A 13,833-nucleotide genomic window follows, 5' to 3' on the forward strand; every position below is an offset into this window, starting at 1 on the left:
CCAACAGGCACGGGAGGTATCCGATGGGATGGAACAGGCGCAAAGTTGTCCAGCTGGGAACCGCAGCAACGGTCGGAACCTTGTTGCCGCGCGTGGCAACAGCAGCGGAAGACCAGAATGCGGCGTTCGAACAGGAATTCAGCACGACGCTCGATCATCTGAGAAAAACATTCTTGGGGCTTGGGTTCAACGAAGCGGCGCCACTGTCCATTGCTTCCGGGCGCGATGACTATAACGAGGGGCTGCGGCACGATTTTGACCAATCCGCGCTCCCCTCGAACGCTTTTGTCATTCAACCGTTGGCTCGGGTTGCCGATGTCAGTGAGAAATCTCGTGCGGACGTGTTGCCACTATTTCATGAGGTCGGCTGCCATCCCGCAGACGCAGACGGTCAAGCCACGACGCGTCTGATGATGCGCATTTTGACCGAAGCCTTCGATCTTGACCCCGCCCGCATTGCCTTTGTCAGCGTGCCGCAGTCCGAGGATATGCGCACGGTGCTGGACGAGATGGCCCTGCCCTTTACCGAAAAAGTGCTGCTGCGCGATGAGGTTGAGGCCCTGGCCGCCCGCGATGCCTCGGGCTTTTTCTTTCCTGATCCGTTTGGCGATGCCTACATCGTGACGATGGGCGTCTATTACCGCGTCGGTGATACGGATGAACTCGCCCCCACGGCCTATCCCCCGTCCGCCAACTGGACCGAGATCGGCGAAATCGTGATCGGAGGTGAGGCCGCGCCCCTTGGCATTTCCATCGGGGCCGAGCGCCTGACCTATGCCCGGACCGGCCGGTACCCGACATGGGATCAACGATTGGGGCTGCTCTTTGCAACGGCAGAACAGGATGGTGCAGAACCGCCCGGTCTGGCCGCATTCCGCTAAACGGGGTTACAACCCCAGCACATCCACCATGTCATACTGGCCGGGGGCCTTGCCCTGCCCCCATAGCGCTGCCTTTAGGGCACCGCGAGCAAAGATGACGCGGTCGGTGGCCAGATGGCGCAGAACGATGCGTTCTCCGGGGGCGGCGAACAGCACGTCATGCTCGCCGACGATGTCGCCACCGCGAATGGCGTGGAATCCGATGTCTCCGCGTTTACGGGCCCCAGTGATCCCGTCGCGGCCCCGGTCGGACACGTCGGCCAGATTGACACCGCGCCCTTCGGCGGCGGCCTCACCCAGCATCAGCGCAGTGCCCGAGGGCGCATCGACCTTGTGGTGATGGTGCCCTTCAATCACTTCGATGTCGAAATCCTCATCCAGCGCGGCGGCAACTTTCTTGGTCAGTTGCACCAGCAAATTGACCCCAAGGCTCATGTTCCCGGCCCGCACGATAACGGCATGGCGCGAAGCTGGCTCCAGCGCTGCGATCTGCTCATCCGACATGCCGGTGGTGCCGATCACGTGCACGCAGCGCGCCTGCGCGGCCAGCGCCGCAAATTCCAGCGTCGCTTCGGGTGCTGTGAAATCGATCACCGCCTGCGCCTGCGCAAACGCCTCAAGCGGGTCATCGGTCACGGTGACGCCCAGCGCTTGACCGCCCATGGCCGTGCCCACGTCCTGACCGATCCAATCATGGCCTGTACGCTCGACCACACCGACCAAACGCGCCTGATCGCTGTCGGTGACGGTCTTGATCAGCATCTGCCCCATACGGCCCGAAGCCCCTGTGATGACGATCCCCGGAATATGGGTCATTGCGCTGGTCCCTTTCATAAAGTCGGCTCAAAGCCTCCTACCCCGTTCGCGCCCGCTTGGCAAAGCCCTGCTTTGGGCTTAGATCGGGGATATGGCAAAGAACAAATTTCACGATGGCCCCGGCCCCTCCCAACGACAGCTGCGCGTCGGCGAACTGATCCGACGCACCCTGTCCGAGGTTCTGGCGCGCGGAGATGTCCACGACCCCGACCTGAACCGCATGTCGATCACTGTAGGTGAGGTGCGCACCTCGCCCGATCTGAAGATCGCCACCGCCTATGTGCTGCCCCTTGGAGGCAAAGGGCAGGAAGATGTGATCGAACTGCTCGCTCGCAACAAGGGCGAGTTGCGGCGCGTGATCGGCAAAAAGCTCAACCTTAAGTTTTCGCCCGATCTGCGGTTCCGTCTGGATGATACTTTCGATCGTCTGGACGACACCCGCCGCATGTTCAATCAGGACGCGGTGCGCCGCGATCTGGACGAGTGATCCGCACACTGGTCACGTTGGGCGCGGTTTTCTGGGCCGCGCAGGCCGGCGCGGTCACCTGCGAAAAGCTGACCCACGAGAATAAGCGGTATACTGTTTGCGAGGTGGACGCCGCCAATGAAGACCTGCGCCTGTTTCTGAACGACGAAAATGACGACCTGCTGGGGCATTTCTCATCGGTGAACGAGGCGCTTGAACCCAGTGGAAAGCGTCTGGCCTTTGGGATGAACGCCGGTATGTATCACGACGACCGCTCGCCCGTCGGCCACTATGTCGAAGAGGGCGAAGAGGTCATGCGCGTGATCCCGAATCCCGGCCCCGGCAATTTCGGCCTGCTGCCCAACGGCGTGTTCTGCATCCGCGACGGTCGTGCCGATGTGTTCGAGACGTTGGATTTCGTCGAACAGGCCCCCGACTGCCGGTTTGCCACCCAATCCGGCCCGATGCTGGTGATCGACGGAGAGCTGCATCCGCGCTTTCTGCCTGACTCGACCTCGCTCTATGTGCGCAACGGGGTGGGCACTAGCGCCGATGGCACGCGGGCGGTGTTCGCAATCTCGGATGACTACGTCACTTTTCATGAATTCGGCAGCCTTTTCCGCAACGTGCTGGAAACGCCGAATGCGCTGTTCTTCGATGGCAATATCTCACGCATGTACGACCGGGCCAGCAACCGCTCGGATGTTGGCTTTTCGCTGGGGCCAATCGTGGGTGTGGTCGAAGACACACCGGGAAATTGACAGGACCCGGGTGATCCGTTAGGTCGCGCGCCTCAGCAAAGGGCAAGGTGCAAGATGGGACGTAAACGCAAGGGTCGAGACATTTCCGGCTGGCTGGTGGTGGACAAACCCGCGGGCATGACCTCGACCGCGGTGGTCAACAAGGTACGCTGGGCGATGGACGCGAAAAAAGCGGGCCATGCAGGCACGCTGGACCCCGAAGCGACCGGTGTTCTGGCCGTGGCATTGGGGGAGGCGACCAAGACCGTTCCCTACATCACCGACGCGCTGAAAGCCTACACATTCACTGTGCGTCTGGGTCAGGCCACCAATACCGACGATGCCGAGGGCGAAGTGATTGCACAAAGCGATGCGCGCCCCTCGGATGAGGATATCAAACAGGCGCTGGCCCCTTTTTTGGGTGAGATCATGCAGGTTCCGCCCAAGTTCTCGGCAGTGAAAATTGACGGCCAGCGCGCTTATAAGCTGGCCCGCGATGGCGAGGACGTGGAACTGACCGCCCGCCCCCTATGGGTTGAGGAACTGGTCCTCGTCGACCGTCCCGATGAAGATCACGTCGTACTGGAAATGACCTGTGGCAAAGGCGGTTATGTCCGCTCGATCGCCCGCGATCTGGGGGCGGCACTGGGATGCCACGGCCACGTCAAGGTCCTCCGCCGCATCTGGTCCGGCCCGTTTGAGGCCGAGGACGGTTTGAGCATCGAACAGATCGACGAAATGGCCAAGACAACCGCGTTGGACGAGTATCTGCATCCGCTGGAAACCGGTCTGTCGGATCTGCCCGAACTGAAATGTACCCCCGAAGGGGCCAATCGCCTGCGCAACGGCAACCCGGGTATGGTGCTGGCCTCGGACGTGGAATACGGCGACGAGGCCTGGGCCTCGCTGGACGGCAAGGCCGTTGCTGTAGGTATCTACAAATCCGGCGAATTGCATCCCAACCGGGTGTTCGTCGATTAAACGGCGTGTTAGGCGAATGGCATGATCACCCGAACGCATACCAAGGGCGATGCGCCCTCGACCGCCATTTATTCCGATTGCGAGAAGTATCGCTATAGCCTGACCCGCATCTGGGACCCGGAGGGATGCAAGGCGCTGTTCGTGATGCTGAACCCCTCAACCGCGACCGAGGTGCAGAACGACCCCACCGTCGAACGCTGTGAACGGCGGGCGCGGGCGTTGGGGTTCGGGGCGTTTCAGGTCACCAACATCTTTGCCTGGCGCGACACCGACCCGCGCAAGATGCGCGCCGCCACCGATCCAGTGGGGCCTGCGAATGACGCGGCGATTCTGGACGGCGTCGAATGGGCCGATCAGGTCATTGCCGCCTGGGGCACCCATGGTGCGCATCTGGATCGCGGCCCGGCGGTGGAAACCTTGCTGCGCGGCACCGGCCAACCACTGTTTCACCTGGGGCTGACCAAGGGCGGACACCCGAAACACCCGCTCTATATCGCCTATACTCAACAACCCGAACCGTGGTGACAAAAGGTTAACCACGAGATCAGCTTGGCTTTGACCAAGTGCTTGACCGCATGAGACATTTACCCTCGGGGCAGTACGTTTACGGAGGGTTCCCATGTTTCTGATCGGATTTCTAAGTCTGGCCGCTGTCGGTGGCGCAGCCTTTGCCATGAGCGACGCGTTTGTCCCCGAAGACACGCCCGAAGATGATGACAGCATTGACGATCAGCCTGATGAGGTCTCTGACGGCCAGTACCTTGAGATCAATGAAACCGACGAAGACCCGACCACGTCCCAAGACACCGCGGAAGAACAGGAACCATCGACCGGAACCATCCTGTCCGAATTTGAAGGCGATCTGGTCATTGCCGGAACCGAAGAGGCGGATGTGCTGACCGGTCAGGACGGGGACGACCAAGTCAATGGATATAGTGGGGATGACACCATCGACGGTGGTGAAGGCGATGACGTGCTGTTCGCCGGTGAAGGGGCGGATTTCGTGTCAGGAGGCGCGGGCGACGATATTCTGCATGGCGAGGATGAGGATGACCTGCTGACCGGGGGTGAAGACGATGACATGCTTTATGGTCATTCCGGCGCAGATCAGCTGGAGGGGGGCGAGGGTGAAGATGCGCTCTATGGCGGGCAGGACGATGACACGTTGGACGGTGGTGAAGGCGATGATGCACTGCACGGCGGGTATGGCGACGACATACTGGACGGCGGCACGGGTGAGGATGTTCTTTTTGGCGGCGACGGCGACGACATATTGAACGGCGAAGAAGAAGTAGACGCTGTCGATTTCCTGAACGGCGGCGCTGGCGAGGATACGATTCTGGCCGATAGCGGCGACATCGTCACCGGCGGCGACGGCGCGGATGAGATTATCCTGACCCCCGAAGCCGAGGATGAAGCGGTGACCGTGATGGATTTCCAACCCGGTCAGGACAAGCTGTTTGTATCATGGGATGGTCAGGAAGACCCCGACATTCAGATCGAAACTGACGCTGAAAACGAGAATCTCACACATGTGCTGATCGACGGGCAGGATGTGGCGCAGCTGCTGGGGGCCGAAGGGTTGACGGCCGACGACATTCAGCTGATCTCTGAGATCGATCTGGCACAGCTGGTCGCATTGGGCTGAGCCCGAAGAATCCTTTTGCCATTCGCCAAAATTACGCTTATACGCGCGCATCCGCATCGGAATCGGTGCGGTCTTCTCCATGGGCCTGTGCTGGACGACATCCCGGCCTGCGCCATCAACTCTAACCTTTTAAAGGAGACCCCGATGTCGATTACTGCCGCTGAAAAAGCACGCGTTATGAAAGAATTCGCAACCAAGGACGGCGACACCGGTTCGCCAGAAGTCCAAGTTGCCATCCTGACCTCGCGCATCACCACCCTGACCGAGCACTTCAAGACCCATAAGAAAGACAACCACGGTCGTCGCGGTCTGCTGAAAATGGTCGCCCAGCGCCGTAAGCTGTTGGACTACCTGAAGGGCAAGGAAGAAGCACGCTATCAGGACCTGATCAAAAAGCTGGGCATCCGCCGTTAAGATCGGACTGTACAGCTGGTACAATTCAGACGCCCGCCTTTTTGGCGGGCGTTTTTTTGTTTTACTCTTGCCAGTGATGGTAAAGCGCATGAATCGCGAACGTGCTGAAACGAATACAGTTTTTCTTTACACTTCGCCAACCTTAGCGTCGGAACACACTTTCCCGATGCCGCGAAATGACCTAATTGCGGCCTTGATTGAACCCCCGCACATGGATTTTGTGTCCGCGTAAGATTTGGGACCGAAGAAATTAAATGACAGACTTCAGCATCAGTGGTGGTGGCTCCACCGACTTTACAGATACGTCCCCTGGTGGCGGATTCGTTATTGACTTCGATAGTCTGGACAACAGTTTCAGTCTTCAGATCAATGACGTCGATCTGTTTGTCGGCGGGCCTGCCGGAGCCCCAAATGAGCTTCAATTTCAGATACCTGGAACCGCGGGCCAAACGGTTCAGTTTGCTGACGGTGACAGGTATGAGATCGACACACCTGCCGTTTGGCAGCTGGGAAACACGAATGGGGAGCCCGTCGTCCGGTTAGAGGTAAATCCGGACGGAACCATCGCGCTGTTTGGTGTGAAGGTGAACAATGGGCCGCTGGAACCGCTGGCGCTGTTCAATGGATTGACCGTAAACACCGATGCAATTGCTGCGGCTTGGAATGATAGCGGGCAAAACGAAATTGACATCAACCAGTCACAAACGGGCCCAACAAACGCAAGCGGCGAGTTTGTGGACGTGCTATGCTTTGCGTCCGGAACCCTTATTGAAACGCTTCAGGGTCCAAGGCGGGTCGAGGACCTGCAAGTGTCAGATCAGGTTCTGACTTATGATCATGGCCATAAACCTATCCGATGGATCGGGTCACGCTGTCTCAGCAACGCTGAACTGGAGGCCCAGCCGAGACTTAAACCGATTCTGATCCGCGCCGGTGCCTTGGGGGCAGGATACCCCAAGCAGGATCTTGTCGTCTCACCACAGCATCGTGTTCTTGTTTCCTCAACGGTCGCTCTGCGCATGTTTGATTGTAAGGATATCTTGATCCCGGCGAACAAGCTTCTTCCGCTTGACGGCGTTGAGACACTGGAAAACACATCAGACGGGGTGGTGTATTTCCATCTTCTGTTCGATACGCATGAAATCATCTGGTCCAACGGCACACCAACGGAAAGCCTTTTTACAGGGCCAGAAGCCATAAAATCAGTCTCGGAAGAGGCCCGGCAAGAGATAATGGATTTGTTTCCCGGATGCGGCGACCCGCAGGTTCGGGCGCTGTCGGCACGTTATATTCCCCAAAAGGGCAAACAAATGCGAAAGCTTGTCCAGCGGCATCAGAGCAATCAAAAACCTCTGTTCGGCGAATTCCCCGCTTAGAATTCTTCTGTTTGATAGCAAAACAAAGCTTTAAGATTTTAGGCCGAGGACCGACCTAAGGCGCAACAAAAAAACGCCCGCCTGATGGCGAGCGCTTCCGTTGTGTCAGGGATTACCTCACATCTTCGCCTTCTCTGATTTCAGTGCCAGCCATAGGCAATAGCACATGATCAGAACCACCAGCGTGAAGGGGATACCTGTCGACACCGCCGCGCCTTGCAAGGCGGCAAGGCCACCGCCCAGCAGCAATGCGATGGCGACCAGACCTTCGAGCGTACACCAGAACACACGCTGGATGACGGGGGCGTCCATCTTGCCGCCCGCCGTGATAGTGTCGATCACCAGCGAACCCGAGTCCGACGAGGTCACAAAGAACACCACGATCAGGACCAGCGCAATTGGGGCCACGATGCTATACAGTGGCAGCTCTTTCAGGAAGCCGAACAGCGCGCCTTCGGGGGCATAACTGTCGATCACCGTGGCACGAACACCTTCCGCTCCGCCCGCATTCAGCATATCGATGGCTGCACCGCCAAATGTCGACATCCACAGGGCGCAAACCGCTGTCGGCGCAAGCAGGGCGCAGATGACGAATTCTCGTACCGTGCGGCCCTTCGAGATACGGGCAATAAACATGCCCACAAACGGTGACCATGCGATCCACCACGCCCAGTAGAAGGTGGTCCAGCCATGGAAGTAGCTGGTATCCTCACGTCCGAATGGGTTGGACAGCGCTGGCAGGTGCAGCACATAATCCGTCATCACGTTGAAATACCGTGAGATGGCTGTGCCAATTCCGGTGACAACAATGACGAAAATGAACAGCCCTACGGCCATGATCATGTTGATCTCACTCAGCCGTTTGACGCCTGCATCCATACCCATCAGGACCGAGCCCAGTGCAATCATGGTGATGCCAATAATAAGCAGGACAACGACGGTCGGGCTGGATTCGATGCCGAACACTTCGTACAGCCCCGCCGCAACCTGCTGCGCGCCCAGACCCAATGATGTGGTCAGGCCGAAAAGGGTGGCAAAGACGGCCAACGTATCGATGAAATGGCCCCACCAGCCCCAGACTCGCTCACCCAGGATCGGGTAGAACGCAGACCGAAGGGTCAACGGTAGGCCCAAATTGTAACTGAAGATTGCAAGGCTAAGGCCAACCGCGGCGTACACCGCCCAACCTTCAAGGCCCCAGTGGTGGATGGTGCCGACGATACCGGCATATTCGTTGCCCGGCACTGCGATATCAATGCCTAGTGGCACGGCATTACCGTCCTCGGCAAAGTTGTAATAGACCGGCTCCATCACTCCAAAGAACAGCAGACCGATGCCGATGCCGGCGGCGAACATCATCGCGATCCAGCCTGCGTAGGAATAATCGGGCTTGGCGTCTTTGCCGCCAATCCGAACCTTGCCCACGGGCAGGATGATCAGCACCAGGCAGAACAGCGTGATCGCATCCACGGACAGGACCAGGAACCAATCAAACGTGCTTGTCAGCCAGGGCCGGAGCCAGCCAAAGAACGTCGCTGCGGCCTCTTGGTTGGCTAAGGCGATCAGAACAAAGGCAAAGATCAGGATACTAGAGATCAGAAAGACCGGGTTGTGGATATCCAGCCCGAAAGGCCTGACATTATCCTGGCCCAGCTCATATTCGGTCTCAAAATCATAGATCCGTGGATCTGGATCCAGCATTTTCTTGGTTTGTGCCATTCGACTTTCCCTCAGTTTGCTGCGTGCAAACGCCAAGGTCTTCGGTCGGTGGACGGCAAGTTTTCTGGTTTTCCCTTGGCGCGTTTCCCGTCATGTCGACCGCGAGTCTTCTGGTAAGAGCTTACACGATCATCAAAATTTCGCAAAATCCGCGCAATTTTCGGGGTTTTACTGCCAAAAACGGAAAAACGGGTAATTAATCCTGTAACGGCGCCCCACGGGTTTTACGACTGCCCGCCGCGCGCAACCGGTCCCTTAGGGATGGCGTCCAGGTGGATTGACCCTCTTGATTTTCCAGCGTCTCGACAAGGTCGACATCCATTCGGAATGTGGCACGCATCGGCATTAGCCCGTCAACGACGTTCATCTCATGGTCCGAAGGATCGATTAACAGTTGCCCAGTCAGGCGCACCGGCTCATGCGTATAGGCCGGTGTCCAGCCGTTGCGCAATTTCAACCGGATCATCTGGTTCGGCGCGGGTGGTGGCAGGTGACTGCACATGCCGGGCATAGGCACCAGATAAGCCACCGATTGGCCATCTTCATCCGATGGCGCAGGAATGGCATAACCCATCAGGGTCACCGTCTGACCGTCAAGACCGGGATTGCCGCTTGTGTTGGCCCTGTTTCGGCGCTCGGACACGTATTCGCGCTGGGACAGCAGCCAGTCGACGTCAATCTGGTCGGCGGCAAGGGCATCTTCGGTTTCCATCAGAAGTGATTGCCATTTCTGGCGGTCTTCCGCGCTGCCGACGTCTTGCTGCAATCTGCTGCGCAGGCGGACCGCGAATAACAGATCATCAAATTGCTCGGGGGTAAGCGCGCGAAAAGGGTCGTCATAGGTCTGGACCGACGGGTCCGGCAGCGCGGCCCAATCTAACGCAGCACCTGGCGCGGCCGAAACCGGGCCGATGAAACCCAGCAATGCCAGCGGTATAATCCTTAGCCAGGCCGTCATCTGCATTCTCCGCCCGAAACCCGAAATGCCCCCGTACCTTAGCGGCCTGTACCACCCCAGGTCCATGCCGGCATCATCACGAATTCAGCAGGGCGGCAGACCGCCAACCCGGTTCGGTTTCGCTTTCCTTTGAGCGCAATCTCATGTATGCGCGCGATATCTGAGACGTTGTGCCCTGACCCTGGCACTCAGACGAAAGTTAAAATGGGGTCGGCGGCAATGGGGCCGCCATGCAAACGGGAGACCCGGAGGGCCGGGAGCGCTCCCATCTAGGATACGCATATGTTTGATGTAACAAAGAAATCTATGCAGTGGGGCGAAGAGACGCTGACACTGGAAACCGGCAAAGTTGCCCGTCAGGCGGACGGCAGCGTGATTGCCACGCTGGGCGAAACCAGCGTCATGGCAAACGTGACCTTTGCGCGGGCACAAAAACCCGGTCAGGACTTTTTCCCGCTGACCGTGCATTATCAGGAAAAATACTATGCCGCCGGTAAGGTTCCGGGTGGCTTCTTCAAGCGCGAGGCGCGCCCGACCGAGAAAGAGACGCTGACCGCGCGTCTGATCGACCGTCCGATCCGCCCGCTGTTCGTTGACGGCTTCAAGAACGAAGTTCTGGTGATGTGTACCGTCCTCAGCCACGATCTCGTCAACGACCCCGACATCGTCGCGATGATCGCTGCGTCGGCTGCGTTGACCATTTCCGGTGCGCCGTTCCGTGGCCCGATCGCCGGTGCCCGTGTTGGGTTTGAGGATGGCGAATACGTCCTGAACCCGACCGTCGACGATATGCAGGACCTGCGCCTGAACCCCGAACAGCGTCTGGATCTGGTTGTTGCTGGCACCAAAGACGCCGTGATGATGGTGGAATCGGAAGCCTACGAGCTGTCCGAGGCGGAAATGCTGGGCGCGGTCAACTTTGCGCATGAGCAGATTCAGCCGGTCATCGACCTGATCATCTCGCTGGCCGAAGAAGCCGCGAAAGAGCCGTTCGATTTCCAGGCGCCGGATTACTCCGAACTGTCAGCTGCCGTTAAGGCCGCCGGTGAAGAGCAGATGCGCGCCGCCTTCGCAATCACCGACAAGCAGGAGCGCACCGCCGCTGTTGCCGCTGCCCGTGAAGCGATCAAGGAAGCGTTGACCGAAGAGCAGTTGGAAGACGGCAACCTCGGTTCGGCAATGAAAAAGCTGGAAGCAGGTATTCTGCGCGGCGACGTCGTCAAAGGCGGCAAGCGGATCGATGGTCGCTCGACCACCGATATCCGCTCGATCGTTGCAGAAACCTCGATGCTGCCGCGTACGCACGGTTCCGCGCTGTTCACCCGTGGTGAAACACAGGCGCTGGCCGTGACCACACTGGGCACCGGCGACGACGAACAGTTCATCGACGCGCTGCACGGCAACTTCAAATCGAACTTCCTGCTGCACTACAACTTTCCTCCGTATTCGGTAGGTGAAGTTGGCCGCGTTGGTGGCCCCGGCCGTCGTGAGATTGGCCACGGCAAGCTGGCATGGCGCGCTTTGCAGGCGGTTCTGCCTGCGGCGACCGACTTCCCCTACACGATCCGCATCGTGTCGGAGATCACCGAATCCAACGGCTCCAGCTCGATGGCGTCGGTCTGCGGCGGCTCGCTGTCGATGATGGATGCGGGCGTTCCGCTGAAAGCACCGGTTGCCGGTGTGGCCATGGGTCTGATCCTGGAAGATGACGGCAACTATGCCATCCTGTCGGACATTCTGGGTGACGAAGACCACCTGGGCGACATGGACTTCAAAGTGGCGGGTACCGAAAACGGCATCACCTCGCTGCAGATGGACATCAAGGTTGCGGGCATCACACCCGAGATCATGGAAAAAGCCCTGGCGCAAGCCAAGGACGGCCGGATGCACATCCTGGGCGAGATGGGCAAAGCCCTGTCCGAAACCAACGAATTCTCGGTCCACGCACCGCGCATCGAGACCATGAACATCCCGACCGACAAGATCCGTGAAGTGATCGGCTCGGGCGGTAAGGTCATCCGCGAAATCGTCGAAGTGTCGGGTGCTAAGGTCGACATCAACGACGACGGCGTGATCAAGATCGCCTCGCCCGACGGTGAATCGATCAAGAAGGCCTATGAGATGATCCACTCGATCGTCGCAGAACCCGAAGAGGGCCAGATCTATACCGGTAAAGTGGTCAAGATCGTCGACTTCGGTGCCTTTGTGAATTTCTTTGGCAAGCGCGACGGTCTGGTCCACGTGTCCCAAATCGAAAACCGCCGCCTGAACCATCCGTCAGATGTTCTGAAGGAAGGTCAGGAAGTGAAAGTCAAGCTGCTGGGCTTTGACGATCGCGGCAAGGTGCGCCTGTCGATGAAAGTGGTCGATCAGGAAACCGGTGAAGAGATCGTTCCCGAGAAGAAAGAAAAGAAAGAGGAAAGCGCAGAGTAATCTGCCTTTCTATTTCGAACAGGAAAGACCCCGGTTTCAGCCGGGGTCTTTTTTTGTTTGGGCTGCCCTTGAAACGTCCTCGAACCATGGCGACAGTTAAAGAGTTCTTCTGTGAGGCAATGCAATGATCCTGGAAATTCGTCATTACACGCTGAAACCCGGCCTCCGGGAGGAATTTATTGCGTTTTTTGAAAAGCATAACCGCTCTGCTCTGCGCGATGCAGGCATGCTTGTTTTTGGGCCACTCCGCGATCTGGAGGATGCCAACAAAGTACACTGGATGCGCGCTTTCCCCTCTTTGGAAGCAAGAGAGCGGTTAAAGAATGACTTCTACGAAGGGCCAGTCTGGCACGAGCAGATCGAGCCCATCGCAATGTCAATGATTGCCCATTACGAGGCAGAACTGACCGAGACAACCAACGGGTTCGAGACATTCAAAGGCGCTCGAACACTCGATATGTAGTGGGAACTGCGCCGCAATTCGGGTTTTGGACAAATGCGGCGCTGCTCAACAATCAGTGCGCCACCCCTGACGGCCCGTGCTTCATGATATGCCATTGGCCGTAGCTGTCGTTCAGGTCCAGTTTGATCGCCGCGTCTGCCTTGGTCGACGCGCTGCCGATCTCGGCCAGGGTGAATTCGATACCGCCGGGGATATCGATCCGTACGCGATGCGGGCCACCGCCATGCGGTGCCTGAATCGGTTCGCCGGTAGATTTCAGCACATCCCCGATGGTGACCTGGGCCGTACGCCCGTCCATGTCCATCTCAAAATCAATCGGCACATACAGAGTCTCATGAACGTTGTCGCACATCGTACGGAAAACATGCCAGTGGGTCGCCATTTCCTCGGTCTCTTCGCCGTGAAAGACCTTTTCCAATGCGGCGCGTTGGGCGTCCGAGGCACTTGGATCGATGATCACCTGCATCTCACCGCCGCCCTCGAAAATGGGACCCGGCCAGGCATAGATAAGAGCAGCCTTCGTACCACTTAGATCCGTGTCGCCAAAATGCCCCTTTGAAACTTCCAACACTTCAAACCCGCGGCAATGGCCATGGGTTGGCAATTCTTCGAACTGGCAAGGGCATGCATACCCGCAGTTGCAGTTCCCAAAAGCATCGCCTTCAATGTACCAATCAGTAAAACCCATCGTCTTCTCCTGTTATGCACAGTCTGAAAATCCCGACGTCGTTGGTCGCATGCCTGTAGATTATTCCCCCGACAACACCCTACCACAAATTGGTTGCGTTCAGAACCGTAAGGCCTAAATGCCCCTGTTTCGTTGAAATTGCGGCGTAAACCTTGGTTTAAACCCGCCAGTTTCAACCAAAATCCAATCGCAGCAGCCGGGGGCCATCCCCAGTTCGATCGCATCGACGCAATGCACAAAAGGAGATGCG

At 58.1% G+C, this 13,833-nt stretch carries 14 protein-coding genes; 10 read left to right on the forward strand and 4 right to left on the reverse strand.

Going from position 1 to position 13,833, the window contains the following annotated elements; translation table 11 throughout:
* The first annotated feature begins 23 nt into the window (after positions 1–23).
* The gene (locus ACR0AL_RS09470) at positions 24–881 is read left to right on the forward strand and encodes a hypothetical protein (protein ID WP_170410712.1); all 858 of its coding nucleotides are present in this window, start codon (positions 24–26) and stop codon (positions 879–881) included.
* 6 nt (positions 882–887) lie between these two features.
* Here the strand turns inward: ACR0AL_RS09470 and dapB are convergent, their stop codons facing one another.
* Positions 888–1,697 carry a 4-hydroxy-tetrahydrodipicolinate reductase gene (gene dapB / locus ACR0AL_RS09475; protein WP_170410715.1) on the reverse strand — a complete coding sequence of 270 codons (810 nt, stop codon included), beginning with the start codon at positions 1,695–1,697 and terminating at the stop codon, positions 888–890.
* A gap of 91 nt (positions 1,698–1,788) precedes the next feature.
* On the opposite strand from dapB, the gene rbfA reads away from it, so the two are divergent.
* The 7 genes from rbfA to ACR0AL_RS09510 all read left to right on the forward strand — a co-directional run bounded on the left by rbfA (position 1,789) and on the right by ACR0AL_RS09510 (position 7,322).
* Positions 1,789–2,184: a 30S ribosome-binding factor RbfA gene (gene rbfA, locus ACR0AL_RS09480; RefSeq protein ID WP_170349805.1), complete on the forward strand. Its 396-nt coding sequence runs from the start codon at positions 1,789–1,791 to the stop codon at positions 2,182–2,184.
* Positions 2,181–2,924, forward strand: coding sequence for a phosphodiester glycosidase family protein (locus tag ACR0AL_RS09485; RefSeq protein WP_170349804.1), 744 nt, complete (start codon positions 2,181–2,183; stop codon positions 2,922–2,924). Before rbfA ends, ACR0AL_RS09485 begins: the two co-directional genes overlap by 4 nt.
* 54 nt (positions 2,925–2,978) lie before the next feature.
* Complete coding sequence (gene truB / locus ACR0AL_RS09490; RefSeq protein WP_480662785.1) at positions 2,979–3,884, forward strand: tRNA pseudouridine(55) synthase TruB; 906 nt, start codon at positions 2,979–2,981, stop codon at positions 3,882–3,884.
* Between the two features lie 21 nt (positions 3,885–3,905).
* A complete protein-coding gene (locus ACR0AL_RS09495; protein WP_170360724.1) occupies positions 3,906–4,409 on the forward strand; it encodes a DUF1643 domain-containing protein in 504 nt (167 codons plus the stop codon).
* 94 nt (positions 4,410–4,503) lie between these two features.
* Positions 4,504–5,532: a calcium-binding protein gene (locus tag ACR0AL_RS09500; RefSeq protein ID WP_480662787.1), complete on the forward strand. Its 1,029-nt coding sequence runs from the start codon at positions 4,504–4,506 to the stop codon at positions 5,530–5,532.
* A gap of 144 nt (positions 5,533–5,676) precedes the next feature.
* Entirely contained in the window at positions 5,677–5,946 is a 270-nt protein-coding gene (gene rpsO / locus ACR0AL_RS09505; protein WP_008757925.1) for a 30S ribosomal protein S15, read from the forward strand.
* A gap of 254 nt (positions 5,947–6,200) precedes the next feature.
* Positions 6,201–7,322 carry a Hint domain-containing protein gene (locus ACR0AL_RS09510; RefSeq protein WP_480662789.1) on the forward strand — a complete coding sequence of 374 codons (1,122 nt, stop codon included), beginning with the start codon at positions 6,201–6,203 and terminating at the stop codon, positions 7,320–7,322.
* Positions 7,323–7,439: 117 nt separating this feature from the next.
* Here ACR0AL_RS09510 and ACR0AL_RS09515 read toward each other — a convergent pair whose 3' ends face one another.
* Both ACR0AL_RS09515 and ACR0AL_RS09520 read right to left on the reverse strand, forming a co-directional pair.
* Positions 7,440–9,041 (reverse strand): BCCT family transporter, encoded by a 1,602-nt coding sequence (locus ACR0AL_RS09515; RefSeq protein WP_170349799.1) that lies wholly within the window; start codon positions 9,039–9,041, stop codon positions 7,440–7,442.
* 196 nt (positions 9,042–9,237) lie between these two features.
* The gene (locus ACR0AL_RS09520) at positions 9,238–9,999 is read right to left on the reverse strand and encodes a DUF3299 domain-containing protein (RefSeq protein ID WP_170349798.1); all 762 of its coding nucleotides are present in this window, start codon (positions 9,997–9,999) and stop codon (positions 9,238–9,240) included.
* Positions 10,000–10,281: 282 nt separating this feature from the next.
* On the opposite strand from ACR0AL_RS09520, the gene pnp reads away from it, so the two are divergent.
* Both pnp and ACR0AL_RS09530 read left to right on the forward strand, forming a co-directional pair.
* Entirely contained in the window at positions 10,282–12,432 is a 2,151-nt protein-coding gene (gene pnp, locus ACR0AL_RS09525; RefSeq protein WP_170349797.1) for a polyribonucleotide nucleotidyltransferase, read from the forward strand.
* Between the two features lie 124 nt (positions 12,433–12,556).
* Positions 12,557–12,895, forward strand: coding sequence for an NIPSNAP family protein (locus tag ACR0AL_RS09530; RefSeq protein ID WP_170349796.1), 339 nt, complete (start codon positions 12,557–12,559; stop codon positions 12,893–12,895).
* Positions 12,896–12,947: 52 nt separating this feature from the next.
* On the opposite strand, the gene ACR0AL_RS09535 is transcribed toward ACR0AL_RS09530, so the two are convergent.
* On the reverse strand, positions 12,948–13,583 hold the full coding sequence (locus tag ACR0AL_RS09535) for a DUF1326 domain-containing protein (protein WP_170349795.1): 636 nt from the start codon (positions 13,581–13,583) through the stop codon (positions 12,948–12,950).
* Positions 13,584–13,833: the final 250 nt, after the last annotated feature.

Source organism: Ruegeria sp. BB1, assembly GCF_056539465.1.